The organism is Kitasatospora sp. NPDC094015, assembly GCF_040304075.1.
Taxonomy (GTDB): Bacteria; Actinomycetota; Actinomycetes; order Streptomycetales; family Streptomycetaceae; genus Kitasatospora.
In genome coordinates, this window is record NZ_JBEOUL010000002.1 from 417,847 (window position 1) to 441,658 (window position 23,812).

A 23,812-nucleotide genomic window follows, 5' to 3' on the forward strand; every position below is an offset into this window, starting at 1 on the left:
TCCCGCTCACCGGACGGCGCCGGGGGGCTGGTCCCCGAGCGCGCGCAGGGTGAAGGCGACCAGGGCGGGGATCACGTCGTCCGGTTGCCCGCCGCCGGCGGCCAACGGGCCGACCAGGGCCTCGCCGACCGCGCCGACCAGGGCGGCGGCGGTCAGCGCGGCGTCCTGCGGCGGCAGTTGGCCGGCGTCGAGGGCTTCGGAGATCTGGGCGGCGAACAGGTCGCGGAAGGCGCGGCGGAAGACCAGCCGCTCGGCGTCGACCACGGCGTCGGCCGGTTCGGCGAGCAGGGCGTAGGCCAGTCGCGGGGCCTTCAGGGCGCGGCGGGCGAAGGTCTCCACCACGGCCGCGACCCGGGCCTGCGGTCCGCTCTCGCGGGCGGCGGCCTCGGTGACGGCCTGCAGCTCCCGGCCCACGGTCAGCCGGAACAGCTCGACCGAGAGGTCGGCCTTGCCGGCGAAGTGCTGGTACATCGAGCCGGTGGCGATCCCGGCCCGGTGCGCGACCGCGGCCATCGAGCAGCCGCCGTACCCGCGTTCGGCCATCAGCTCGACGGCGGCGAGCAGCACCGCCTCGCGCTGGGCGTCCAGTCGGGCCTGTACGGCGGGGGTGCGTCGGTATGCCACACCAAGAATTGAACCACCGATTCAGCTCTTAGCACAGGGGGCACGGCGCACGGCGGCGCGGGAGGAGGAGCCCAGGGCCACCCGCCGGGGGGGTGGACGGGTGGCCCTGGCGTTCGGGGGGCCGTTACGGCCGGGGCAGGACGCAGCCCGCGAGGGTCAGGTCGAGCCGGTTGCCCGGGGCGAAGCAGGCGGGGATGCCGTACGTCTCCTGGGCGTAGTTGATGCCCTTGCGGACCGTCACCGTGCCGTTCTGGTCGACCTCGCAGGGGTTGTTCTCGGTGCAGCGCTCGCCGTCCTCGTTGCCGGTGTTGTTCACGGCGACGATCTGGCCGGTGCCGGTGTCGATGACGGGCGAGCCGGAGGTGCCGCCGATCGTGTTGCAGCTGGAGGTGTAGCGGACCGAGTCCTTGAAGGTCCAGCCGCCCTCCTTGAGCCGGTAGACGAACCCGTCCACGTTGCACGAGTAGGTGCGCTTCCAGTACCCGGAGACCACCTTGATCGCGGCGCCCTGGGTCGGGTGGTTCGGCGAGACGGTGAGCGGCGCGATCCCGTACCGGGACTGGATCGCGGCATAGGTGCTGGTGAGCTGGTAGATCGACACGTCGGTGTCGGTCATGGTGCCGTAGACGATCTTGTTGGCGCGGACCGTGCCGAGGCTGCCGCCGGTGGAGCTGAGCAGCGTGAAGCTGCGGCTGGACGAGCGGTTGACCAGCACCTGCCCCGGGCCCGGCATGCCGGTTTCCAGGCAGTGGCCGTTGGACAGGATCAGGGCCGGGTCGGTGGCGGCGGAGTTGGGGAGCCGCACCAGCGAGCCGGAGCAGTTGCTGAGCGCCACCGTGCCCGCGTAGGTGACGGTGACGGCGGGGGCGGCCGAGGCGGGGGCGGCGCCGGCCAGGGCGGTGACTCCGGAGAACAGCAGCGCGGCGCAGGACGCGCCGATGAGCGGCTTCTGCATGAGAGGGCCTCTCGGTGGGGGTCCTCAAAATTTGGCGTGGACATGACGCCATGTCAAGAGCGCCGGACCCCAAGATCTCGTCAAGACCCAGCTCCGACCGGTCAGCCTCGGGCGGGTCCTCGGACAGGCCGCCGGGCCGTGTGCGGTCGGCCGGAGGCGGGTAGGTCGACTACTGTCGCCGGGCGCTGACCACCCGGCACGGAGGGGGAACAGACGTGAACGAGTCCGTGGAGATCTTCTTCGACATCCCCGGGGGCCTGGCGGAGGAAGCTTCCGACCTGGGCGACTGGCTCATCACCCACCCGACGTTCACCGCGAACCCGCACATCAGGACGGTGCGGTCCGACGAGCCGACCGAGGACATGGACGGGATCGCCATCGCGTCCCTGATCATCTCGTCCGTCACCCTCGTTCCCACCGTCTTCCAGGCGGTCATCACCTTCCTGCAGTGGCAGGACTCCCGCACCGCGGCCCCGCCGATCCTGCTGACGTCGAGCCTCGGCGGGGAGGCCGAGCTGGTGCACACCGGGGACGACGACCTGGAGACGCAGGCGGCCGAGGCGACGGCCCGTCTGACCCTCACCCAGGAGGGCTGAACGCTTTGGAGGTGAGACTCAACGACCCGTCCCGCTCCAGAGCGGTGATCGTCGGCACGTCCGAACAGTCGCCCCCCCCCCACCGATTTCCACAGCATCCCCGCCACCGCGCGCAACGTGCAACGGCTCTCGGAGTTGCTCAGGCACCCTCGCGTCTGGGGCCTCGCCGACGAGCACTGCGTCGCACTCGTGAACCCTTCCCGCGAAGCGGTCTTCATCGCCTTGCAGGACGCGCTCAGGGACGCCACCGACACCGTGGTCTTCTACTTCGCCGGTCACGGGATGCGCCATCCCGTCACCCGCGAGTTCTACCTGTGCCTGAGCGGCGCGCGGCTCAACGGGAACTACAACACCGGCGCCATCAAGTACGCGGACATCCAGACGACCCTCGGCGAAGCGCTGTACTCGGTCCCTCGCAAGGTGGTCGTCCTGGACACCTGCTACTCCGCCAAGTCCTTCGAGTCGATGGACGACGGCACCGCAATCAGCGAGGAAGAGATCACAACGTCCGGCGCGGTCTCTCTGGTCTCATCAGGCCCGATGTCCACTTCGACGGCCAAACGGGGAGCCGAGTACACCGCGTACACCGGCCAACTCATCTCGGTGCTCGGCGGCGGCCTCCCCGGCGGAAGGCCGCTGCTCACCCTGCACGAGGTCCACACCGAGGTGAGCAGGCGGCTGGAGAAGTCGGCGATGCCCCAACCCCGCATCCTTGTGCTCGACGGTGGGGTCGGGATGTCCATCACGCGCAACGTCCAGGCTGCTCCGGGTGCCGTCCCGATCCTGAGACCCGAGGAGGAGGAGACCAGGCTGGGCTTCGAGTCCGACCTGCTCCTGAGCGTCCTCAGGCACTTGGACGGCGTGCCGAAGGCGGTCACCGGCGACGCCCTGCCGTGGTCGACGATCGGCACGTGGCCGACCGCGCTCGACGGAGAGCGACTCCTCGGATTCCTCGACCAGTCGCTGATCTTCACCGGCCGGTTCATCGCCTTCAGCAACAGACGCATCATCTGGCATTGGAAGGGGACCACCAGACAGGTCTCCTACGGGGCACTCAAGCACATGGCGGTTCAGCTCACCTGGGCCTCCCACCCCACCGGAATCAGCGACGGAAGCGTCCGGACGGAGGTGGCCGGCGTGCGCATCGTGTCCGACGGCTCGGAGTTGGCCGTTCCCACCCGGCCCATCGGCCACCACGCCATGCAGACGTTCCTCACCGAGATCAGGGATGCCGCCCGGAACCACGGAGTTCCTGACTAGGCCCTGTCCGGCCGGCCGCACCGAGCACGGCGCGGGGAGGGCGCTCAGCCGTCGTGCCAGTGGCGGCGCCCGACACTGATCAGCCGGAGCCTGGTGCGGGCCGTCCGGGCGACCTCCGCCTCGCCCTCGGGACCGGCCTCCAGGAACGCCGTCGCGGCCATCACCAGCAGGTCGACGTACAGCTCCGCCAGCATCCGCACCTCGCCCGCCGGCCAGCCCGCGGAGACCGGCTGCAGGGCGAGCGCCCCGGCCACCTCATCGGCGAAACGCCGCAGTTCGGCCGCGATCGCCTCGCGCACCTCGCGCACCCCGCCGTGCCGCTCGCGGGCCAGGAAGCGGACGTAGGCGCGGTGCTCACCGACGTGCGCGGCCACCACCTCGACCGCCCGGTCGATCAGCGCCTCCGGATCGTCGCCCAGACCGCCCTGCTCGGCGAGCGCCGCCCGGATCATGCCGTGCAGGTTGGCCAGCGACTCCTCCACCAGCACCACGCCGAGCGCCGACAGGTCGGGGAAGTGCCGGTAGAACCCGGCCGGGGACATCCCCGCCGCGCGGGTGACCTCGCGCACCCCGAGACCGCTGAGGTTCTGCCGCTCCAGCAGGTGCAGCCCCGCGTCCAGCAGCGCCCGCCGGCTCTGCTGCTTCTGGGCCTGCCGGACCCCCGTACCGCCCTCACTGTGACTCACATCATTCAGTAAACAACTGTTTGCCGAGTCTGGGAAGGGTAGATTGGAGATGTCAGCGAACACTTGTTAGCTGAAACGATCTCAGGAGGCCTGCCATGCTCCTCTTCGCCCTCGCCGCGCTCGGCCTGCTGGCCGGCGCCGCCGTCCACACCACGATGCCGGTCTTCCTGGCCGCGGCCGGCGCGATCGCCGCCTGGCTGCTGCTGTTCGGCGCCCGCGAGCACCTGCCGCGCCTGCTCCGGCGCTGACGGCCACCGCGCCCGACCGCGCCACGCACCTGACCGCACCGCACGGATGACCGCGCGGCGCACCCGACCGCACCGCACCGTCGACGGACCGACCGAGACCACCGAGGAGTCCCGCCGTGCACACCATGAACACCACCGCGCACACCGCCCGCACCGTGAACAGCCCCGCCGCGGGCAACCCCGCCCGCCGCCGGGCCGAGGCCGACCAGATGGCCGTCGCCTCCTTCGTCCTCGGGCTGCCGGGCCTGCTCGTCCTCAACCTGATCCTCGGCCCGATCGCGATCGTCCTCGGCGGCCTGGCCCTGCTCCGCGGCACCGCGCGCCGAGGGCGGGCCCTGCTCGGGCTCGCCCTCGGCGTGGCCGACCTCGCCGTCCTGGCGGGCACCCTGGCCGCCGGCCACGGCACCCTGCTCCAGCTCGGCTGAGCCGGCACGGATCAGCCGGTCGGGGCCGTCCACTTCTGGTTCGCCGCCCCGGTACAGGTCCAGATCTGCGCCCGGGTGCCGTTCGCGGAACTGTTGCCCGTCACGTCCAGGCACTTGTCCGCCGCCGGGTTGACGAGGTCGTGCGAGCCGCCCGAGTAGCTCCAGCGCTGCGCCCCGGTGCCGTTGCAGTCCCACAACTGCACCTTGCTGCCGTCCGCGGTGGCCCCGCCGGAGACGTCCAGGCACTTGCCGAGCGCCCGCGCGGTGCCGTCGGCGCCGAAGGTCCAGCGCTGGGCGGCGGAGCCGTTGCAGTCGTAGAGCTGGACGGCGGTGCCGTTGGCGGTGCCGGCCGCGGCCACGTCCAGGCACTTGCCGGCCAGCCCGGTGACCGGACCGCTCGCCCCGCCGCCGCTCTGGCCGCCGCTCCAGGTGAAGGTGGCGGAGGTCTTCGCGGGCAGGCTGTAACCGAAGCTCTGGCCGCCCCAGTTGACGTGCACGGTCTGCGCCGAGCCGCTGTCGTTGTACGCGATCAGCGCCTTGGAGCCGTCCGGGTTCTGCCAGGCCACGTTCGGCACCGCCGAGTTGGCGGTGGAGGCGATCCGGTAGGCGCCCGGCTTCACGAACTTGGTGAGGTGGCCCATCGTGTAGTACTCGACCGTGTAGTCGACCTGCCCGCTGCGGGCGTCCCCGTCGTGCACCGTGACCAGCCCGGTGCAGGTGCCGCAACCGCCGTGGTGCGGACCCATGTTCTGGTCCACCGCCAGGCTCCACTTGGTCACCGACTTCCCCCAGTTGCGGGTGTAGTCGATGATGTTGCGCATGTCCTCCTGCTGCTGGTTGCCGATCCAGGTGCCGCCGGAGTGCTCGGTGTCGAAGGCGTCCAGTCCGGGGTAGCGGTCGTGCACGGTGCTCTGCGCCGAGACGTCGCCGCCGTAGCCGTGCCAGGCGATGCCGCCGAAGTTGGGGTGGTTGCGGATCGCCGGATCGTCGACGGTGGGCGCGGCGTAGCCGGCGTACTGGTCCCAGTTCCAGTCCAGCGCGAGCACCTTGGCGCCCAGCCCGGCGCCCTGCAGGGCGGGCAGCAGGTCGGTGCCGGTGAAGTACTGGAGGCCCGAGCCGTTCCAGCTCATCGACGGGTAGCCGGCGCAGCAGGTCGGCTCGTTCTGCACCGTCACGTAGTTCACCGGCACGCCCTGCGCCTGGTAGGCCTGGAGGTACTTCACGAAGTACTGGGCGTAGGCGCCGTAGTACTCCGCCCTGAGCCAGCCGCCGTCGAGGCTGCCGCTGTCCTTCATCCAGGCCGGCGCGCTCCAGGGGGAGGCCATCACGGTGAGCGCCGGGTTGAGCTGCCTGGCCTGCTTGGTCAGCGGCAGCACGTCGGCCAGGTCGTGCGCGATCGAGAAGTTCGCCAGCCCGGGGTCGCTCTGGCCCGCCGGGCGGTCGTCGTAGGTGTAGCCGTACCGCGCCAGGTCGGAGGAGCCCATCGGGTTGCGGACGAAGGACAGGCCGATCCCGTCGGTGGGCGAGAACAGCGCCCGCAGGGTGGCGTCCCGGGTGGCGGTGCTCAGCGCCCCGCTGCTGTTGAGCAGCCAGCCGGCGGTGTCGGTGAACGAGGCTCCGCCGCCGGTGAACTGCTGGTAGCGGACGGACTCGTCGACGGTGATCTGCTGGCCGCCGCTGCCGGTACCGGTGCCGAAGGCGATCGAGGGCTGCTGCTGGAGCCCGCGGGTGACGTGGCGGCCGCCGGCGTCGTCCGTGCTGGTGAGCCAGATCGAGACCGGCTCGCCGGCCGCCCGGGCCGGTCCGGCACCGGTGGCCAGCAGGCCGGAGGCGGCGAGTGCGCCGGCCAGCAGGGCGAGCGCCGTACGACGCCCGCGGGAGGGGTGGGCAGAAGGGGGCCAAGGCATGTCGGCTCCGCCTTTCGGTGGCCGAGAGGTCGGCGGGTGGGGTGGTGGCCAGCAGAACGGGCTGCGAGAGGGGTGGGCAGCCGGTGGCGCGGTGCGATTCAACTCCTGGACACATCAAAGCGTCAAGACTTTGGTCTGAACCAATTGTCATCAACTCGTGAAGCCAAAGCTCGGGAGTTCTCGCCGGGTGATCGTTCGGGAGTTGACGGGATGACCGTTAGGAAAGGTTCCCATCGGTAACCCTTGACGGCCGCCCTGACGGCGAGTTGACTCCGGTGCCACGCCGAGCGGCGCCGCGGCGCACCGCGGCCTCCCCGCCCTCGGGCCACCCCGCATGACGTCCCGTCAGCACCGGCCGCCCGCCCCAGGGCGCGCCCGCGGCACCGATCCCCCACCCGGTCCCCAGGAGGACTTCCCATGCCACGCCTCTCGCGCCCGGCCGCCCTCGTCGCACCGCTCGCCCTCGCCGCCACCACCCTGCTGGCCACCGCCCCGCAGGCGAGCGCCGCCGCCAACCCCGGCCCCGGCTTCCCGGCGCAGTACGCCGCGCCCTACGTCGAGACCTGGAACTCCCCGGCCGCCCTGGCCGACGCCCGCGCCGCCACCGGCCTCAAGTACTTCACCCTCGCCTTCGTGATCAGCGACGGCAGCTGCAACGCCACCTTCAACGGCAACACCCCCGTCTCGGAGGCCGGTTGGACCTCCGCCGTGAACAGCCTGCGGGCCGCCGGCGGCGACGTGATCGCCTCCTTCGGCGGCGCCGCCGGCACCGAACTCGGGCAGGCCTGCACCACGGTGAGCAGCCTCAAGGCGCAGTACAAGAAGGTGGTCGACACCCTCAACCTGACCAGGATCGACCTGGACATCGAGGGCGGCGCGCTGAACGACACCGCCGCCAACGACCGCCGCAACCAGGCCCTCGCCCAGCTCCAGCAGGAGTACGCGGGTGCCGGCCGCAGCCTCGCCGTGCACTACACCCTGCCGGTCGACCCCACCGGCCTGGAGGCGAACTCGCTCAGCCTGCTGGGCAACGCCAAGAGCCGCGGGCTGGACGTCGGCGTGGTCAACATCATGACGATGGACTACGGGCCCACCCTCGACATGGGCCGGGCCGCCACCGACGCCGCCACCGCGCTGCACACCCAGCTCGGCCGGATCTGGACGGCCAAGACCTCCCAGCAGCTGTGGGCGATGGAGGGCAACACCCCGATGATCGGGGTCAACGACTCCACCAACGAGGTGTTCACCACCGGCAACGCGGCGACCCTGGAGAGCTTCGCCGCGACCAACGGCGTCCAGCTGCTGGCCTTCTGGGCGCTCGGCCGCGACAAGGCCTGCGCCACCAACGGCACCCTGTCCGACTCCTGCAGCGGCACCCCGCAGGGCCCGTACCAGTTCGCCCGCACCTTCAACGCGATCACCGGCGGCACCGGCACCCCGGGGCAGCCCACCGGGCGGATCACCGGGTACGGCGGCAAGTGCGTGGACGTCGCGGCCGCGGGCACCGCCAACGGCACCGCCGTCCAGCTCTACGACTGCAACGGCACCGCGGCGCAGAACTGGACCGTGGCCGGGGACGGTTCGCTCCGGGCGCTCGGCAAGTGCCTCGACGTGACCAGCGCCGGCACCGCCAACGGCACCCCGGTCCAGCTCTGGGACTGCAACGGCACCGGGGCCCAGACGTGGCGGCCCGGCACCGGCTCCACCCTGGTCAACCCCGCCTCCGGCCGCTGCCTGGACGCCACCGGCCCCAGCTCCGCCAACGGCACCCGGCTGCAGATCTGGGACTGCTCCGGCGCGGCGAACCAGCAGTGGCACCTGCCGGTCTGACGGCACCGGACCACGCCACGGGGCCACGACACCGGGCCGGACACGGGCCACGGCCACGGCCCGGCGGCGCGCGGGGCGCCGCCGGGCCGTGGCCCACCGCAGGTCGGCCGGTCGGTCAGACCGCCAGGGCCTTGATGGCGGTGGGGGCGTGGCCGGGCTCGGTGGCCAGCTCCTCCCACTCGTTGACGGCGTCGATCCCGGCGCCGCCCATCGAGATGTTGGTGACCCGCTCCAGGATCGCCTCGACCACGACCGGGACGCGGAACTCCGCCGCCAGCTTCTTCGCCTGCTCGAAGGCCGGCAGCAGCTGGTCCGGCTCGGTGACCCGGATCGCCTTGCAGCCCAGGCCCTCGACCACCTTGACGTGGTCGACGCCGTAGACGCCCAGCTCCGGCGAGTTGATGTTCTCGAACTCCAGGTTGACCTGGAAGTTGATGTCCAGGTTGCGCTGCGCCTGCCGGATCAGGCCCAGGTAGGCGTTGTTGACCAGGACGTGGACGTAGGGGATCCGGTGCTGGGCACCGACCGCCAGCTCCTCCAGCATGAACTGGAAGTCGTAGTCGCCGGAGAGCGCCACCACCGGCGTCTCGGGGTCCGCGGTCGCGACACCGAGCGCGGCCGGGATGGTCCAGCCCAGCGGGCCGGCCTGGCCGCAGTTGATCCAGTGCCGCGGCTTGTAGACGTGCAGCATCTGCGCACCGGCGATCTGCGACAGGCCGATGGTGGTGACGTACCGGGTCTCCGGGCCGAAGGCCTTGTTCATCTCCTCGTACACGCGCTGCGGCTTGAGCGGCACGTTGTCGAAGTGGGTGCGGCGCTGCAGCTGGGCCTTGCGCTCCTGGGTGGAGGCGACCCAGGCGCTGCGGTCGGGGAGGCTGCCGGCGGCCTTCAGCTCCTTGGCCACCTCGACGAACAGCTCCAGCGCGGCCCGGGCGTCGGAGGCGATGCCGAAGTCCGGGGCGAAGATCTTGCCCAGCTGGGTCGGCTCGATGTCCACGTGGACGAAGGTCCGGCCCTTGCGGTAGACGTCGAGGGCGCCGGTGTGGCGGTTGGCCCAGCGGTTGCCGATGCCGAGGACGAAGTCCGACTCCAGGAAGTTCGCGTTGCCGTAGCGGTGCGAGGTCTGCAGGCCGACCATGCCGGCGTTGAGCTCGTGGTCGTCGGCGATGATGCCCCAGCCCATCAGGGTCGGGATCACCGGCGTACCGGTCAGCTCGGCGAACTCCACCAGCAGGTCGGCGGCGTCGGCGTTGATGATGCCGCCGCCCGCGACGATCAGCGGGCGCTCGGCGGCCAGCAGGAAGCCGATCGCCTTCTCGATCTGGGCCCGGGTCGCGGCCGGCTTGTAGACCGGCAGCGGCGCGTAGGTCTCCGGGTCGAACTCGATCTCGGTCAGCTGGACGTCGATCGGCAGGTCGATCAGGACCGGACCGGGACGGCCCGAACGCATCAGGTGGAAGGCCTGCTGGAACACGCCGGGGACCTGGGCGGCCTCCAGCACGGTGGTGGCGGCCTTGGTGACCGGCCGGGCGATCGAGGCGATGTCGACGGCCTGGAAGTCCTCCTTGTGCAGCACCGCGGTCGGCGCCTGGCCGGTGATGCACAGGATCGGGATGGAGTCCGCGATCGCCGAGTACAGGCCGGTGATCATGTCGGTGCCGGCCGGGCCCGAGGTGCCGATGCAGACACCGATGTTGCCGGCCTTGGCCCGGGTGTAGCCCTCGGCCATGTGCGAGGCGCCCTCGACGTGCCGGGCGAGCGTGTGGCGGATCTCCCCGGAGGCCTTGAGGGCTGCGTAGAACGGGTTGATGGCAGCGCCCGGCACGCCGAACGCGACCTCGACGCCTTCGCGCTTGAGGATCTCCACTGCCGCGCGGGCGGCTGTCATACGAGGCATCGGGTTTCTCCTGCGTCCGGCCCGAGATGGTCGGGGGCTCTTCCGTCCGGTGGCCCGCCGACTGCGGGCTATTTCCACGATGCGGAAGAATAGTTTTGGTATGCGAAAGCAAAGTAAGCCGAGCCCCGCGCGGCCGTCAAGGGGGGTCCGGGCGCGCCGCGCCCGGGCACCAGCCGCCACCCCCTGGTGGGGGCGGACCGGCCGTACCCGCACCACCCCGCCGACGGTGGGTCGCGGCGCACCGGGGCCGGACCCGGCCACAATGGGGACAGGAGAAGCCGTCGAGCGGGGGACGAGGACAATGGCCCATATCGCGGTGACAGCGCTGAGCCACGAAGGCCTGGTGCGCGAGCACAACGAGGACAGCCTGGTGATCGGCCCGTGGACGCTCTGCGCGACGGTGACCGAGAGCCCGCAGACCCTGCTCTTCCCGCTCGGATCGCCCTGCCTGGTCGCGGTCGCGGACGGCCTCGGCGGCCATCCGGGCGGCGAGGTCGCCAGCGCGCTGGTGGTCCGCCGGCTGGCCGCCCTGGGCACCGCGCTCCCCGGGCCGGACGCCGTCCGGGAGGCCGTCCTGGCCTGCAACCAGGAGGTGTTCGAGGCGACCGAACGCATCCCCGAGCTGATCGGGATGGGCACCACCCTGGCCGGCCTGGTGATCGCCGGACCGGAGGTGACGGTCTTCAACGTGGGCGACAGCCGGGTGTTCGAGTTCTCCGGCGGGGAGTTGAGCCAGTTGAGCACGGACGACAGCCCGCCGCCGCCTCCGGGGCAGCGCACCACCAACATCGTCACCCAGACGCTGGGCGGTGCGATCTCGCCCCGGACGGTGCTCCCGCACGTCACCGGCCGGCCGCTGCCCGCCGACGGCGCCCGCTACCTCGTGTGCAGCGACGGCCTCACCGACCCGGTGCCGGACGAGGAGATCGCCCGGATCCTCGCTCGCCACGACGACACCGAGGCCGCCGTCGAACTGTGGCGGGCCGCGATCGACGCGGGCGGCCCGGACAACATCACGCTCGCCCTGGTCTCCGTCCACCCGGAGGACTGAGCCGCGCCGTCGGGGCGGACGGTCGTGCGTCGGGGTGTGCGCGGCCGGGGGGTCGCGGGGCGCGGCGCGTAGACTTCACGCCGGGCCGCCGGGCCTGATGCAGCATCACCCGCGGGGAGCGAGGCCGGCCCCGCGCAGCGGCCGACCGAGGGGGAGTCCAGACATGACCGAGGTACGGATACCGGCGCCGGCCACCGAGCAGCCGCCCGCGACCCCGCCCGCCACCGCCCCCGTCGAGGACGGCCGCTGGCGGGCCGCCCGCCGCGCGGCCGCCGTCCTGCTCGGCGCCCGCCGCCGGCGCCCGGTGCCGGTGGGCCGCCCGATCCAGGAGAGCGACCACCGCTGAGCCGGGCCCGGCGCGAAGGGCCGGCTGCGGCGCGGACGCGAAGGGCTCAGGCGGCCCGGACGTCCGACGGGCTGCAGGTGGGGCACCCGACCCCGCGCTGCCGCTGGGCCGGCACCTTCGGCCCGTCGCCCGGGCGTCCCGCCGCCGTCACCACGCAGCGGGTGCCCGCAGCGTCCGGGCGCACCGGCCGGTGCCGCCGCCCCTGCTCGCGGGCGAACGCCCGCACCAGCGGGTCGTAGCCGAACCGACCCGGTGCCGGCATGGTCAGCAGGTGGGCGTCCACCAGCTCGTCCAGCAGTTCCTCGGTCCGCCCGGGCAGCCGTCCCAGCACCGCCGCGGCGATGTTCAGGCCCAGCTCCGGCCGGTCCGACCAGGCCAGCAGCCGGAAGGCCCGCGCGGCGGCGGGTGACAGTGCGGCCTCCCCGGCGGCGATCGCGGCGCGGACGTCGATCCCGCCGACCCGCAGCTCGTCGAAGAGCCGGTCGCCGTCGGCCAACCGGGCAGCGAGCTCGCGCACGCCCCAGGACGGCCGGGCGACCAGCCGCGCGGCGGCGGCCCGAACGGCCAGCGGCAGCCGTCCGCAGGCGGCCACCACCGCGGTGACCGCCTCCGGTTCGGCCGCGGCCCGGGCCGGGCCGAGGATACGCTCGAACAGTCGACGGGCCTCGGACTCCTCGGGCAGCCCGAGCCCCACCTGGCGGGCACCGGGAAGGTCGGCCAGCAGCCGGCGGCCGGTCACCAGGGTCGCCGCCGCCGGGTCGGCCGGCAGCAGCGGACGCAGCTGTGCGCTGTCCAGCGCGTCGTCCAGCACCACCAGCAGCCGGCGGCCGGCCAGCACCGACCGGTAGAGCGCGGCGCGCGCCCCGATCCCCGGCGGGATCACCGGCGCGGCGACGCCCAGCGCGAGCAGGAACGACTCCAGCACCGCCCCCGGCTCGGCCGGCTCGGTGGTGCTCCCGCCGAGCTCCGCGTAGAGCACGCCGTCCGGGAACTCCTCGCGCGCCTCGTACGCGGCGCGCACCACCAGCGCGCTCTTCCCCACGCCCGGCTGACCGGAGACCGCGACCACCGGCGGACAGGTGCGCCGCGAGACCAGGAATCCGGAAATGCGGCGCAGGTCCACCGCCCGCCCGGTGAAATCCGCGAGGTCCGCCGGAAGCTGGAAAGGCACCGGAAGCGGTTCGACCACCGTCCGATCGGCACATTCGGTTCCCGGCGCGGAATTCGACTCCTCCTCGCGGAGGATGATCCGGTGCACCTCGCGGATCTCCGCCCCGGGCTCCACCCCGATCTCCTCCACCAGGGTCCGGCGGACCTGCTGGTAGGCGCCGAGCGCCTCGGTGCGGCGCCCGCCGCGGTGCAGCGCGGTCATCAGCTGCGCCCAGAAGCGTTCGCGGCCCGGGTGCTCGGCGGTGAGCGCGCGCAGCTCGGCGACCACGGCCTGGTGGCGGCCGAGCCGCAGCTCCGCCTCGACCCAGGCCTCCACCGCGTCCAGCCGCCCCTCGTTCAGCCGGTCGGCCTCGAACTGGTGCAGCGCGTCGGACGGCACGTCGACCAGGGCCGGCCCGCGCCACAGCGCCAGCGCCGAACCGAGCAGCTCGCTCGCCCGCTCGTACGCGCCCTCGCGCAGCGTGGCCACCCCCTGCGCGCGCAGGGTCTCGAACCGCCAGGCGTCCAGCTCGGAGGGGTCCAGCTCGATCAGGTAGCCGCCTTCGCGGGTGCCGATCCGCTCGCCCGCGGCGCCGAGGCTGCGGCGCAGCCGCATGACGTAGTTGCGCAGGGTGGTGGCCGCGCTGGGCGGCGGGGAGAAGTTCCAGATGGTGTCGGCCAGGACGTCCGCCGGCACCACCTGTCCGGGCCTCAGCAGCAGCGCGGCGAGCAGCGCCCGCTGCTTGGCGGCCGGGACGACGTACTCGTCCGAACCGTCGCGGACCAGCAGCGACCCAAGAACGCAGAACTCCATCTACCGGCACTCCCTCCGGCGCCGCTCCCCCCGGGTTCCCGGGGTGCGGATCACCGTCGTCGATCAACACCTCCGTTTCTATCGATCCGTCAGGTTGTCCAGCGCGCGTCAGGGGTCCGGTCAATCAATGACGGACAATTGCCGCCCGGAACGGTCGGATTCGCCCCGGAATGGTCCGGGGCGAATCCTTGGGGCCAGCGCCGGGGCCGGGCGGGGTGGGCGTGGGCGGGCTGGGCGGCTCAGCTGGTCTTGGGGAAGCTGCACGCGGCGGCCTGGGCCGCGGCGAGCTGGTCGGCATCGAGCTGCAGCGGTTCCGGGGCGCCCGGGTCGCCGGGCCGCACCAGCTCGGCGTCCACGATCCCGGTCGGCCCCTCGCCGCCCATGCAGGCGACGGCGACCACCTGGAGCTGCGGCCGGGTGGCCAGCTCCGCACGCAGCGGCTCCAGTCGCCAGGGTTCGGCGAAGGCGGCGAGCGCGTTGTCGGTGAAGCCGAGCTGCTGCCAGCTGGGCGCGGGCGCCTGCGGCGCGCCGGTCGCGAAGAATCCGGCGTAGCCCACGATCCCCAGGTGCTCGCCGGTCGCCTTCAGATAGATCGTGTCCATTCCGTCGGCCGGGCCGGAGACGGTCAGGGATATCGCGGAGGGCGGCGGTGCGCCGCCGTCGCAGGATTCGCTGTGCATGGTCTTCGGCGGATTCCCGTGGATGACCCCCGAGGAGATCACCCCGCCGCCGCGCACCTTGAACCAGCGCATGTCCGGGGTGTTGGAGAAGGCGTCCGTGATCACCTCGCCGAGACAGAAGCCGCTGAACTCGACCTGGCACCCCGGGGGGTACTGGGTGAGGGTCGCCGAGTGCGTGCCGGCCCCGGCCCGGACCCGGGTGGTCGGCAGGTAGGTGGTGCCGGAGAACGCCCCGGCGCCGCCGTAGTCCGCGCACGGGGGCACCACCGTCGCGCTCGGCGTGGGGGTCGGGCTCGGCGCGGCGGAGGCCGCGGAGCCGCCGGACAGCTTGGGGATCAGCACGGCCAGGAGGGCGGCGACCACCGCGAGCCCGACCGCGGTCGCCAGCACCGGCCAGCGCCGGGAGCGACTCGTCTCCGGCCCGTCCGGTTCCCCTTCGGGCGAGGAGGACAGCTCGGCGGCGTCGGCGCTCAGCTCCTGCGGGCCCGCCTCGGCGGCGACGCGGACGGCGGCGCGGTCGGCGGCGCTCTCCGCGAGGGGTTCCGTGGCGGACTCCGTGGTGGACTCCGGCGCGGATTCCGCCGCAGCTTCGGGCACGGCTTCCGGCGCATCGGCAGTGTCCTGCGCCCCGTCGGGCGCCGGCGCATCGGCGTCCTCGTGCGCGGGCAGTCCGGAGAGTCCGCCGGAGGGCCCGCCGGCGTGCGCGTCCGCGGGGTCGGCGCCCTGCGCCCCGGCCGGGCCCGTGGAGGTCCCGTCCGCCGCCTCCGGCGCCGCGTCGTCGACCCGCTCCTCCGCGAGCCGCCGGTCCAGCTCGTGCCAGCGCCGCTCCCACAGCTCGACGTCGCCCCCGCACGCCCCGACGTAGGCGAGGGTGACTTCCAGGCTGGGTTGGCGCACACCACCGGCGGCGTCGCTCAGGGTGGTGGCGCCGAAGCCGGCCCGGCCGGCCAGCACGCGGTAGGTGGGATTGCCGGCGTCCTCGCGCACCCCTCTCAGGTCGTAGGCGAACGCCTGGAGTGGACCTTCGTTCGGATCGATGGGGCGGGGCTTGCGAGCCAACGCTTCTCCTAGCCTCTGCTCGAACTCGCCGCGGCGGTACGACGGCCGGGGAACCCGTCCGCACGGCGCAACCTGACCAGGGCAACTTACAAGTCGCCGCATCAGGTCCGTTGCACGGGCCGGGAGCTGACTCCGTCCCAGCCCACGTGGGCCCGGAAAACACAAGGGTGCGCCGGTGGGACTGAGTCCCACCGGCGCACCCTTGGGCCGGACGGCCGGCCAGCCGTGGTTCGTACCGGACCTTTCGAGGGCACCGCCCCCGCGATCCGCGGTACGCACCGGGGGCCCGCAGCCGGGCCCCCTCGGTTCGAACTGCCCACTCCCCCGTGGTGTCAGGCCGGACCGGTCGGTGACCGTCCGGCTGTCCGCCGTCCCCGTGCGGCGGCGTGCTGCCGGATCGCCCCGTGCCAACCGGTCGCCGCACCGCCGGGACCCATCCTGGCAAAGCGGCGTATCGCGGTGGTCGCGCGACCGTATCCGCCGGCGCGCACCACTCGGGGCGTGCCGGATCACGGGAGCGCGGGGGCGCGGGCTCCGGCGCATCGGACCCGGAGACCCTCAGGCCGCCGGGGCCGTCCGCACCTTCAGAGCTTGAACACCCTCAGAGCTTGAACAGCTGCGCGAAGGGCTGGACCAGCCGCTCCTGGCGCGAGCCGAAGTCGACCAGCACCGCGATCTCGCCGTCGCCCTCGACGGCGATCGCGCGGCCCAGGCCGTAGCGGTCGTGCGAAACCCGGTCACCCACGGCGAACCGCTTGGGGACCGGCGGGACAGGAGCCTTGAAGGGACTGGTGGGCAGGTGTCGCCGGGCTGCGGCTGAATTCGTCATCATCGCCAGTATGCGCCCCACCCAATCGGGGCGCGCCATACCTGGGCGCATCGGAGTTGAATAGTTATCCGGATCTTGCACCCCGGAGGGTGAACTTCGAGGGGGGTCGAAGATCGCCGGCGCACCGTCGGACGCCGGCCCGAACGGGCCCGCCGGCCCCCACCTGCGGGCCCGGACGCCCCGGGACGCCGCGCGGTGGGCCCATCCGGACCCACCCGGGCCCCCACCCGGCCCCGCCCCCGAGCCCCCGCCCGGACCGGGCCCTACGGGCCGCCCGGAAACTGGTGGCCCGGCGATCACCCGTTCCGGCCCCCGGCCTGCTACAGTCGGTACCAGTTGCAGTTTTGGTTCCCATGAACTTTGTGTGCGCCTGTTGGCTTGTGACCGACAGGCGCATTTTTGTTTCCCGGCTTGTTTTCCCGGGCGGGTCATCATCACGGCGACGCGAAATCCGCGAGGTGCGGGTCTCGAGGTCCCCTGAAGGAGATTCTTTAAATGGCTAATGGCACTGTGAAGTGGTTCAACTCGGAAAAGGGCTTCGGCTTCATCGAGCAGGAGGGTGGCGGCCCGGACGTCTTCGCCCACTACTCGAACATCAACGCCAGCGGCTTCCGTGAGCTGCTCGAGGGCCAGAAGGTCGAGTTCGACGTCACGCAGGGCCAGAAGGGCCCGCAGGCGGAGAACATTCGCCCCCTCTAAGTACGTGATGCTGCACCGGCATCCGCCGGCGCAGCCGGGGCCCGCACCGCGCACTCGCACGGTGCGGGCCCTTTTTGGCGTGTCTGCGGGCGCCGCGTCGGACGCCGCCCCGCCACCGCCCGATCCCCGGCCCGTTCTTGCGATGCCCCGACGCCCGCGCGCCGTGGAGCCTTCCCGGGAGCCGTGCCGCCCGAGGAAGGTTTTTCTGTGGTCAATTCCAACCGCTCGTCCTACCGGGGTGCCGGCTCCGGCTCGCGCTCCGGCGCACGTTCCGGTTTTCGCTCCACCCCGCGCCCTGGCAGTGGTGCGGGCCGCCGGCCTCGCCAGGCCGGCCCGAGCGGCGAGTTCGCGCTGCCGGTGAGCACCACCCCGGCCCTGCCCGCCGTCGAGTCCTTCGACGAGCTGGACATGCCGAAGTCGCTGCTGGCCACACTGGCCCGCCAGGGCGTCACCTCGCCGTTCCCGATCCAGGCCGCCACCCTGCCCAACTCGCTGGCCGGCCGGGACGTGCTCGGCCGCGGGCGCACCGGTTCGGGGAAGACCCTCGCCTTCGGCCTCGCGCTGCTGGCCCGCACCGCGGGCCGCCGGGCCGAGCCGCGCACCCCGCTCGCCCTGGTGCTGGTGCCCACCCGCGAGCTCGCCCAGCAGGTCACCGAGGCGCTCATCCCGTACGCCCACACGGTGCGGCTGCGGATCGCGACCGTGGTCGGCGGCATGTCGATCGGGCGCCAGGCGCACGCGCTCAACCGTGGCGCCGAGGTCGTGGTGGCCACCCCGGGGCGCCTCAAGGACCTGATCGAGCGGGGCGACTGCCGGCTCGGCGAGGTCTCCGTCACGGTGCTCGACGAGGCCGACCAGATGGCCGACATGGGCTTCCTGCCGCAGGTCACGGAGTTGCTGGAGCAGGTCGAGGCGGACGGCCAGACGATGCTGTTCTCGGCCACCCTGGACCGCAACGTCGACCGGCTGGTGCGCCGCTTCCTCAAGGACCCGGTCACCCACTCGGTGGACCCGTCCGCGGCCGCCGTCAGCACGATGGAGCACCACGTGCTGCACGTGCAGAACTCCGACAAGCACGCGGCGATCACCCGGATCGCGGCCCGCGACGGCGGCGTGATCATGTTCACCGACACCAAGCACGGCGCCGACCGGCTGGTGCAGGACCTGCTGAACAGCGGGGTGAAGGCGGCCGCGCTGCACGGCGGCAAGTCGCAGCCGCAGCGCACCCGCACGCTGGAGCAGTTCCGGACCGGTGCGGTGACCGCGCTGGTGGCCACCAACGTCGCGGCCCGCGGCATCCACGTGGACGGGCTCGACCTGGTGGTCAACATCGACCCGCCGGGCGACCACAAGGACTACCTGCACCGCGGCGGGCGCACCGCCCGGGCCGGCGAGTCCGGCACCGTCGTCACCCTGGTCCTGCCCAACCAGCGCCGCGAGATGGCCCGGCTGATGGCGACCGCCGGCATCACCCCCAACTCGGCCCAGGTGCACTCGACCGGCGAGGAGCTGGTCAAGATCACCGGCGCCCGGGTGCCCAGCGGCGTCCCGGTGGTGATCCCCGACCCGGTGATCGAGCGCCCGCGCCGTTCGCCCGGTGCCAACCGCAACCGGCGCGCCCGCACCGGCGGCCCGGCCCACCCCGCCCGCAGCGGCGGCGCCACCGCCGGCTCGTCCGGCACCTCCGGCTCCCGCCCGGGCGCGGCCCGCCGCGCCGGCGGCCAGCCGCGCTGACCCTGACGGAACGAGCAAGGGCGGGGAGGTCTTCGGGCCTCCCCGCCCTTGCTCCGTCCGCGTCCGCGTCCGAGGCGCACGCCCGGCCGGTACGAGCGCTACGCCCGGGCGGCCAGCCGGGCCCGGACCCACGGTGCGAAGTCCCGGTGCCCCTCCCCCTCGGGCCGCTGCCGCAGGGCCGCCTCGACCGCCTCTACGGGCGCGTCGTCCACCATCGCCATGATCTGCCGCTCCAGCGGCGAGCCGAGGCCCTTCATCCGGGCGATCCGCGAACTGCGGCTCTCCTCCAGCAGGTTGTCCCGGTCCAGCAGGTGGAGCAGCTGCGGGACGGCGGTGCTGCGCAGCGCCAGGGCGAGCGCCGCGCCGAACTCCCGCTCGTCGGTCAGCGGGCCGAACATCCAGGTCTGCGGTTCGTCCTCCGGGTCCTGCGCGAACCGGTCGGGCGGCGGGCACCACCACCGGAAGAAGGGGCTGGAGCTCTCCGGCGGCCCGAGGTACTGCGGAGCGGTCTGCCGGCGGAGCCACTCCCAGTGCGCCCGCGGGGTGAGAGCGAGCGAGACGTCGAAGAGCACGACCATCGGCCCGAGCGGGAAGTCGGCGAACTCGAGGAACGCGGCGTCCCCCCGCTCCGAGATCCGGCTGAAGGAACGCCCAGCGCGGGTGAAGCCCGCCTCCTCCAGCTCGGGTGCGGCGTACTGCCGGATCAGGTCGTCCAGATGATTCAACAGATCCTCCTGTCGTTCCGAGGTCGGGATCCGGCCCGGACACTACGGACCGGGCCGGATCCCGACCATCAGATCACTGCGGGGTGCGGCCGGTCACGCGGCCAGGTCGAACATGGCCTTGGTGACCGCCACGGTGGCGACGGCCCCGGCCGCCGCAGCCTCCTCGGGCAGCGCCGCCACCACACCGACGGCACCGATCACGACGAACGGCACCACCAGCAGCGCGCTGGGGCCTCCGACACTGGGGCCGAGCGGCCGGGTTCCGAGCCCCGGCTGGTAGATCGTGCCGGCGTACTCACCCGGCCCGGGGCCCGGGCTGGGGCTGGGCACCCGCTGAGCCCCCTGCTGGGCGGCGACGGACGCCGGGCTGGAGGTCGAGACGCGCTTGAAGTCCCGGTCGTTGGGCTTGCCGTAGATGACCGCTCCCGGGGCCGGGCCGATCACCTTGTCACCGTTGGCGTGCACGTCGTACGGGCCGCCGATGGTCCAACCCAGCACCGCCTTCTGGCCGTTGGCCTTCATCCGGCTCACGTACCACTGGGCCTCGGGAACGGCGCTGGCGGCCTCGCTGGCGGACTTGACCTCCCAGACGTAGTAGACGTCACTGTCCGCGTCGTATCCGAGGATGTCGACCAGGCCGAACGTCGACTCGGGGCTCTTGAAGCCGGGGTACATCAGGTCCTTGTTCGCGTCGTCCACCCTGTTGTACTTGACCGTGACCGTGAAGTTCTTCACCCCCATGCTCTTGACCTGCTTCTTGATCTCGTCCGCCGCCACGGCCACGGCCTGGTTGTGCCGGGTGGTCCGGTCCTGGCTCTGCGAGGCTTCGCGCCGGGCACTGGCCGCCGCCGCCATCTCGTCCGCGATCTGGTTGAACAGCTTGGTCATCTGGGCCCAGAAGGAACTCCCGCTGTTGCGCCGGGCCTCGATCTCCGCGGCGCGCTGGTCGGGGTCGTACAGGCCGCCGGGATCGGCCCGGTTGACCGGGTTGTTGTGCGAGTAGACGTAGCCGTTCCACTGCTGCGGGTCGTCGACGTCGAGGATGAGGTCGACGCTGATGAAACGGCCGGTGGCCGGGTCGTAGTCGCGGGCCCCGAGGTGGGTGAGGCCGGTGGCCTCCTTGGTTCCGCCGACGAAGCCGCGGGTGCCGGACCATGCGGTCGGGGCGGTGCCGCGGTCCTCGCCGAACGGCGTGCTGCGGCGTTGCGTCACCGCACCCGTGGTGGCGTCGATGTTGAGCTCGGCCGTGCCGTGGTGGTCCGCGAGCTGGAAGACCACCTTGCCGTCGTCGGTGCGCACCGCCGTGGCGGTGCCGATGGCGTAGTAGCGGGTGGCGGTCGGCTTGGCCGCACCCTTGAGCAGGTTCAGCTCGCTGTTGCCGAGGTAGAGGGTCCAGTTCTCGGCGGCCGGCGCCCCGGTGTCCGCGGTGTGCGCCAGGATCCGGTTGCCACTCGCGTCGTAGACGTAGTTGGTGGTCCTGCCCCCGCCGGTGACCTGCTCCAGCTTGCCCTCGGTGTTCCAGCTGAGGGTCTGGTCGCCGGCGGCCTTGAGGTGGCGTCCGGTGGTGTTGCCGGCGGTGTCGTAGTCGTAGGTCCGGGTGACGGCGGGTCCGGTGCCGCCGGTGACGGTGCTGGTGCCGGTGAGGCTGTGCGGCCGGGCGGCGGTGGCCGCCGGGTAGCTGTAGGTGGTGGTGGTCTGCTGGGCGGTGTTACCTGCCGGGTCGTGGTCGGTCTCGGTGGCCCGGGTGCCGTTGGTGTTGTAGGTGTAGCTGGTCCAGTACGGGGCGGGGCCGCCGAGGGTGGCACCGTCGGGTGTGCCGGGGCAGCTGGTGCCGGTGGGGGTGAAGGCCTCGGTGAGACGGGTGAGGTAGTCGTACTGGAAGCACTGCCGGTCCGTGCCCGTGCGGGACGTGTCGGTCAGCGAGGTGATGTTGCCGCTCTGGTCGTAGGTGTAGACGGCGGCGCGCGCCGGGACGGCGATGCCGTACTGGTCGGTGCGGCTGGACGCGAGGCGCTGGGTGCCCCACTCGTAGCCGTTGGTGAGGTAGACGTCCTTTCCTGCGGTGCCGTTGCTGAGGGTGGACTGCAGCGGCTTGCCGGTCAGGCTGAACGTCTGCCCGGTGAGGTAACTGCTGAGGCCGGATGCTGCGGTCAGCCGGTGCCGCGCGTCGTAGGTGAAGGCGAGCGACTCGGCGGCGAGGTTGCCCGCGGCCGGGTAGCTGACGCTCTGCGGGAGGTTGTCGAGGCGGTACACGGTGCCACTGACGTAGTTGCCGGCCAGCGCCTCCTGTCCGGGCACGGACGGCACGGACAGCGTCGTGCGGGTCGGCCGGGACAGCACGTCGAACAGCGAGTAGGTGGTCTTGTACTGGTAGGTGGTTCCGTTGACCGTGCTGTAACGGGTCGAGGTGGCGAGGGAGTTGAGGTTTCCGCTCGGGTCCCAGGTCTGGGAGGTCAGCAGCGGCCCGCCGGCGGATCCGTCCCTGGTCTCGACGACCCGGGAGAGGTTGTCGAAGACGGTGACCACGGTCTTGTTGCGGCCGTCGGTGGTGCTGATCAGCTCACCGCGGTCGTTGTACGCCTTCGTGGTGGTGCCGGCGTCCGGGTCGACCGTCCTGCGCAGCCGGCCGAGCTGGTCGTACTGCCAGGTCCAGACGGTACCGGCCGGGTCGGTCAGCCTCGTCATGTGACCGGCGGGGTCGTACCCGTAGGTGGTGCTGTCGTAGGCGCCGGTGGGCAGCGCGGATCTGTACTGCCGTAGCTCGGTGGTCCTGCCGGTCGCGTCGCTGATGGTGGTGGTGGGGGTGCCACCGGCGGGCGGGGTGACGGTGGCCCGGTCACCGTCGTACTCGGTGAGGGTGGTGGCGAGCGGGGTGCCTGCGCCGTTGCCCGCGAGGACGGTGGACCTGACGGCGCGTCCGAGGCCGTCGAACGCCGTGGCGGTCTGGGTCTCCACGCCGGTCGCGTCCTCGACCTTGAACAGCGTGGTCGAGGGTGCGCCGGTGGCGTAGTACGGCGCGTAGGTCAGAGCCGCCTGGCCGCGCTCGTCGTAGAAGGTGTCGGTCAGCAGTCGGCCGCCGTTGTCACCGGGCGACTGCGTCTGCCGTGCCCGCCCGTGACCGTCGTACAGGGTGTAGGACGTGTCCTGGGAGCCGTCGGCGTTCAGGGTCAGGGTCGCGACCGAGGCGATCCTGCCCTCGGCGACCTCGTAGCCGAACTGGCGGTTGGGGCTCTGGCCGTTGACCTTGGAGCGGTTCGGCAACCAGACCTTCAGGGTGCGGCCGAGCGCGTCGTAGGTCTGATCGGTCCTGCGGTTGTTGGCGTCGACGGTGTCGACGGTCAGCCCACGCAGCAGGTCGTAGTCGGTGTAGGTGGTACGTACCGTGGCGGCGTCGCCGGCCTTGGCGGGTGGTGAGACGGCCGTGGACCTGGTCGGACGGCCGGTCGCCGGGGTGTACGAGGCTGTGCTGACCCGGGCCGAGGGGTGCGGGGTGGTGACCGGTCCGGTGGCACCCGTCGTGTCGAACACGGTGGTGGAGGCCAGCTCGGTGCTGATCAGCGTCCGACCGTAGATGTCGAAGGTCTTCGCGGCGTCGAGGTAGGTGGCGACCGTTCCCGCCTGCGACTTCAGGGTCTCGGTGAGGGTGACGTCGCCCTTGGTGGGTGCGGCGCCGTAGGCCTGGCCGTCGAACCGCGCCCGGACGTCCGAGAAGACCACCGAACTGCCGTCCGGCTGGGTGTCCCGGTTGATGTCGGCGGCGCAGTCGGCGGAGACGGTCTCGGCACGGACGGCGCCGTTGAGGATCCAGGCGGTGGTGTTGTCGGCGAAGGTGGTTCGGGTGCACTTGTCGTCGGTGCCGACGGTGACGTCACCGAGGTCCTCGGCCTGGGCGGCCCGGCCGTAGGCGTCCTGGGTGGTGTTGGTGCGGGTCTCGCGCCAGGAGCTGCCGGTGCCGTTGTCGAGCGAGGTGAAGGTCCGCGTGATCCGGGTGGCGGTGAGGTTGGCGGTGGTGGTGCCCCAGTCCCGGACGCGGGTGGCGGTGGTCTTCTTCCAGGGGGTGTTGACGGTCTTGGAGAGGATCTTGCCGCCGGGCTTGTCGTACTGCTCGGTGCGGTACTCGTAGCCGACCCAGGCGTCGTCGTCGGTCAGGGTGGTGCCTTGGCCGTCGTCGACGGTGACGGTGCGCTTCCTGGTCCTGTCGGCGGGGTCGTTGCGGTCGCCGTCCATGCCGCGCAGGTAGTAGTGGTCGGCCTGGGTGGACATGGCGGACACCCCGCCGGTCTCGACCCGCACGTGCG

19 protein-coding genes are annotated in these 23,812 nt (G+C 72.5%); 9 read left to right on the plus strand and 10 right to left on the minus strand.

Going from position 1 to position 23,812, the window contains the following annotated elements:
• Positions 1-6 precede the first annotated feature (6 nt).
• Both ABT014_RS04205 and ABT014_RS04210 read right to left on the minus strand, forming a co-directional pair.
• Positions 7-624 (minus strand): TetR/AcrR family transcriptional regulator, encoded by a 618-nt coding sequence (locus ABT014_RS04205; RefSeq protein WP_350636842.1) that lies wholly within the window; start codon positions 622-624, stop codon positions 7-9.
• A 124-nt stretch (positions 625-748) separates the two neighbouring features.
• A complete protein-coding gene (locus tag ABT014_RS04210; RefSeq protein WP_350636844.1) occupies positions 749-1,579 on the minus strand; it encodes a S1 family peptidase in 831 nt (276 codons plus the stop codon).
• A gap of 215 nt (positions 1,580-1,794) precedes the next feature.
• Between ABT014_RS04210 and ABT014_RS04215 the strand changes: the two genes are divergently transcribed.
• Both ABT014_RS04215 and ABT014_RS04220 read left to right on the plus strand, forming a co-directional pair.
• Positions 1,795-2,175 carry a hypothetical protein gene (locus ABT014_RS04215; protein ID WP_350636846.1) on the plus strand — a complete coding sequence of 127 codons (381 nt, stop codon included), beginning with the start codon at positions 1,795-1,797 and terminating at the stop codon, positions 2,173-2,175.
• A gap of 96 nt (positions 2,176-2,271) precedes the next feature.
• On the plus strand, positions 2,272-3,435 hold the full coding sequence (locus tag ABT014_RS04220; protein ID WP_502894845.1) for a caspase, EACC1-associated type: 1,164 nt from the start codon (positions 2,272-2,274) through the stop codon (positions 3,433-3,435).
• A 44-nt stretch (positions 3,436-3,479) separates the two neighbouring features.
• Here the strand turns inward: ABT014_RS04220 and ABT014_RS04225 are convergent, their stop codons facing one another.
• Positions 3,480-4,121, minus strand: coding sequence for a TetR family transcriptional regulator (locus tag ABT014_RS04225; protein WP_350636850.1), 642 nt, complete (start codon positions 4,119-4,121; stop codon positions 3,480-3,482).
• Between the two features lie 95 nt (positions 4,122-4,216).
• On the opposite strand from ABT014_RS04225, the gene ABT014_RS04230 reads away from it, so the two are divergent.
• The gene (locus tag ABT014_RS04230; RefSeq protein ID WP_350636852.1) at positions 4,217-4,369 is read left to right on the plus strand and encodes a hypothetical protein; all 153 of its coding nucleotides are present in this window, start codon (positions 4,217-4,219) and stop codon (positions 4,367-4,369) included.
• A gap of 125 nt (positions 4,370-4,494) precedes the next feature.
• Positions 4,495-4,794 carry a DUF4190 domain-containing protein gene (locus tag ABT014_RS04235; protein WP_350636937.1) on the plus strand — a complete coding sequence of 100 codons (300 nt, stop codon included), beginning with the start codon at positions 4,495-4,497 and terminating at the stop codon, positions 4,792-4,794.
• A gap of 11 nt (positions 4,795-4,805) precedes the next feature.
• Here the strand turns inward: ABT014_RS04235 and ABT014_RS04240 are convergent, their stop codons facing one another.
• On the minus strand, positions 4,806-6,701 hold the full coding sequence (locus tag ABT014_RS04240; RefSeq protein ID WP_350636854.1) for an RICIN domain-containing protein: 1,896 nt from the start codon (positions 6,699-6,701) through the stop codon (positions 4,806-4,808).
• Positions 6,702-7,118: 417 nt separating this feature from the next.
• Between ABT014_RS04240 and ABT014_RS04245 the strand changes: the two genes are divergently transcribed.
• Positions 7,119-8,531, plus strand: coding sequence for an RICIN domain-containing protein (locus ABT014_RS04245; RefSeq protein WP_350636857.1), 1,413 nt, complete (start codon positions 7,119-7,121; stop codon positions 8,529-8,531).
• Between the two features lie 115 nt (positions 8,532-8,646).
• On the opposite strand, the gene gcl is transcribed toward ABT014_RS04245, so the two are convergent.
• Positions 8,647-10,428 carry a glyoxylate carboligase gene (gene gcl, locus ABT014_RS04250; protein ID WP_350636859.1) on the minus strand — a complete coding sequence of 594 codons (1,782 nt, stop codon included), beginning with the start codon at positions 10,426-10,428 and terminating at the stop codon, positions 8,647-8,649.
• A gap of 301 nt (positions 10,429-10,729) precedes the next feature.
• Between gcl and ABT014_RS04255 the strand changes: the two genes are divergently transcribed.
• Positions 10,730-11,479, plus strand: coding sequence for a PP2C family protein-serine/threonine phosphatase (locus tag ABT014_RS04255; protein WP_350636861.1), 750 nt, complete (start codon positions 10,730-10,732; stop codon positions 11,477-11,479).
• A 163-nt stretch (positions 11,480-11,642) separates the two neighbouring features.
• Positions 11,643-11,825, plus strand: a complete 183-nt coding sequence (locus tag ABT014_RS04260) for a hypothetical protein (protein WP_350636863.1) — start codon at positions 11,643-11,645, stop codon at positions 11,823-11,825.
• A gap of 46 nt (positions 11,826-11,871) precedes the next feature.
• Here the strand turns inward: ABT014_RS04260 and ABT014_RS04265 are convergent, their stop codons facing one another.
• From ABT014_RS04265 to ABT014_RS34575, 3 genes are all read right to left on the minus strand, one after another.
• Entirely contained in the window at positions 11,872-13,788 is a 1,917-nt protein-coding gene (locus ABT014_RS04265; protein ID WP_350636865.1) for an AfsR/SARP family transcriptional regulator, read from the minus strand.
• A 239-nt stretch (positions 13,789-14,027) separates the two neighbouring features.
• The gene (locus tag ABT014_RS04270) at positions 14,028-15,527 is read right to left on the minus strand and encodes a hypothetical protein (RefSeq protein ID WP_350636867.1); all 1,500 of its coding nucleotides are present in this window, start codon (positions 15,525-15,527) and stop codon (positions 14,028-14,030) included.
• A 601-nt stretch (positions 15,528-16,128) separates the two neighbouring features.
• Positions 16,129-16,272, minus strand: a complete 144-nt coding sequence (locus ABT014_RS34575) for a hypothetical protein (protein WP_502894838.1) — start codon at positions 16,270-16,272, stop codon at positions 16,129-16,131.
• Between the two features lie 579 nt (positions 16,273-16,851).
• Between ABT014_RS34575 and ABT014_RS04280 the strand changes: the two genes are divergently transcribed.
• A complete protein-coding gene (locus ABT014_RS04280; RefSeq protein ID WP_350636871.1) occupies positions 16,852-17,055 on the plus strand; it encodes a cold-shock protein in 204 nt (67 codons plus the stop codon).
• A gap of 183 nt (positions 17,056-17,238) precedes the next feature.
• The gene (locus ABT014_RS04285) at positions 17,239-18,789 is read left to right on the plus strand and encodes a DEAD/DEAH box helicase (RefSeq protein ID WP_350636873.1); all 1,551 of its coding nucleotides are present in this window, start codon (positions 17,239-17,241) and stop codon (positions 18,787-18,789) included.
• A 98-nt stretch (positions 18,790-18,887) separates the two neighbouring features.
• On the opposite strand, the gene ABT014_RS04290 is transcribed toward ABT014_RS04285, so the two are convergent.
• Both ABT014_RS04290 and ABT014_RS04295 read right to left on the minus strand, forming a co-directional pair.
• A complete protein-coding gene (locus tag ABT014_RS04290; protein WP_350636875.1) occupies positions 18,888-19,514 on the minus strand; it encodes a hypothetical protein in 627 nt (208 codons plus the stop codon).
• 93 nt (positions 19,515-19,607) lie between these two features.
• Positions 19,608-23,777, minus strand: a complete 4,170-nt coding sequence (locus ABT014_RS04295; RefSeq protein WP_350636877.1) for an RHS repeat domain-containing protein — start codon at positions 23,775-23,777, stop codon at positions 19,608-19,610.
• Positions 23,778-23,812: the final 35 nt, after the last annotated feature.

Excerpts from the sequence above, each read along its gene's own strand:
- ABT014_RS04210 (WP_350636844.1), bottom strand. The coding sequence starts at position 1,579 with ATGCAGAAGCCGCTCATCGGCGCGTCCTGCGCCGCGCTGCTGTTCTCC.
- ABT014_RS04230 (WP_350636852.1), top strand. The coding sequence starts at position 4,217 with ATGCTCCTCTTCGCCCTCGCCGCGCTCGGCCTGCTGGCCGGCGCCGCC.
- ABT014_RS04235 (WP_350636937.1), top strand. The coding sequence starts at position 4,495 with ATGAACACCACCGCGCACACCGCCCGCACCGTGAACAGCCCCGCCGCG.
- ABT014_RS04240 (WP_350636854.1), bottom strand. The coding sequence starts at position 6,701 with ATGCCTTGGCCCCCTTCTGCCCACCCCTCCCGCGGGCGTCGTACGGCG.
- ABT014_RS04245 (WP_350636857.1), top strand. The coding sequence starts at position 7,119 with ATGCCACGCCTCTCGCGCCCGGCCGCCCTCGTCGCACCGCTCGCCCTC.
- gcl (WP_350636859.1), bottom strand. The coding sequence starts at position 10,428 with ATGCCTCGTATGACAGCCGCCCGCGCGGCAGTGGAGATCCTCAAGCGC.
- ABT014_RS04255 (WP_350636861.1), top strand. The coding sequence starts at position 10,730 with ATGGCCCATATCGCGGTGACAGCGCTGAGCCACGAAGGCCTGGTGCGC.
- ABT014_RS04260 (WP_350636863.1), top strand. The coding sequence starts at position 11,643 with ATGACCGAGGTACGGATACCGGCGCCGGCCACCGAGCAGCCGCCCGCG.
- ABT014_RS04265 (WP_350636865.1), bottom strand. The coding sequence starts at position 13,788 with ATGGAGTTCTGCGTTCTTGGGTCGCTGCTGGTCCGCGACGGTTCGGAC.
- ABT014_RS04280 (WP_350636871.1), top strand. The coding sequence starts at position 16,852 with ATGGCTAATGGCACTGTGAAGTGGTTCAACTCGGAAAAGGGCTTCGGC.
- ABT014_RS04295 (WP_350636877.1), bottom strand. The coding sequence starts at position 23,777 with ATGTCCACCCAGGCCGACCACTACTACCTGCGCGGCATGGACGGCGAC.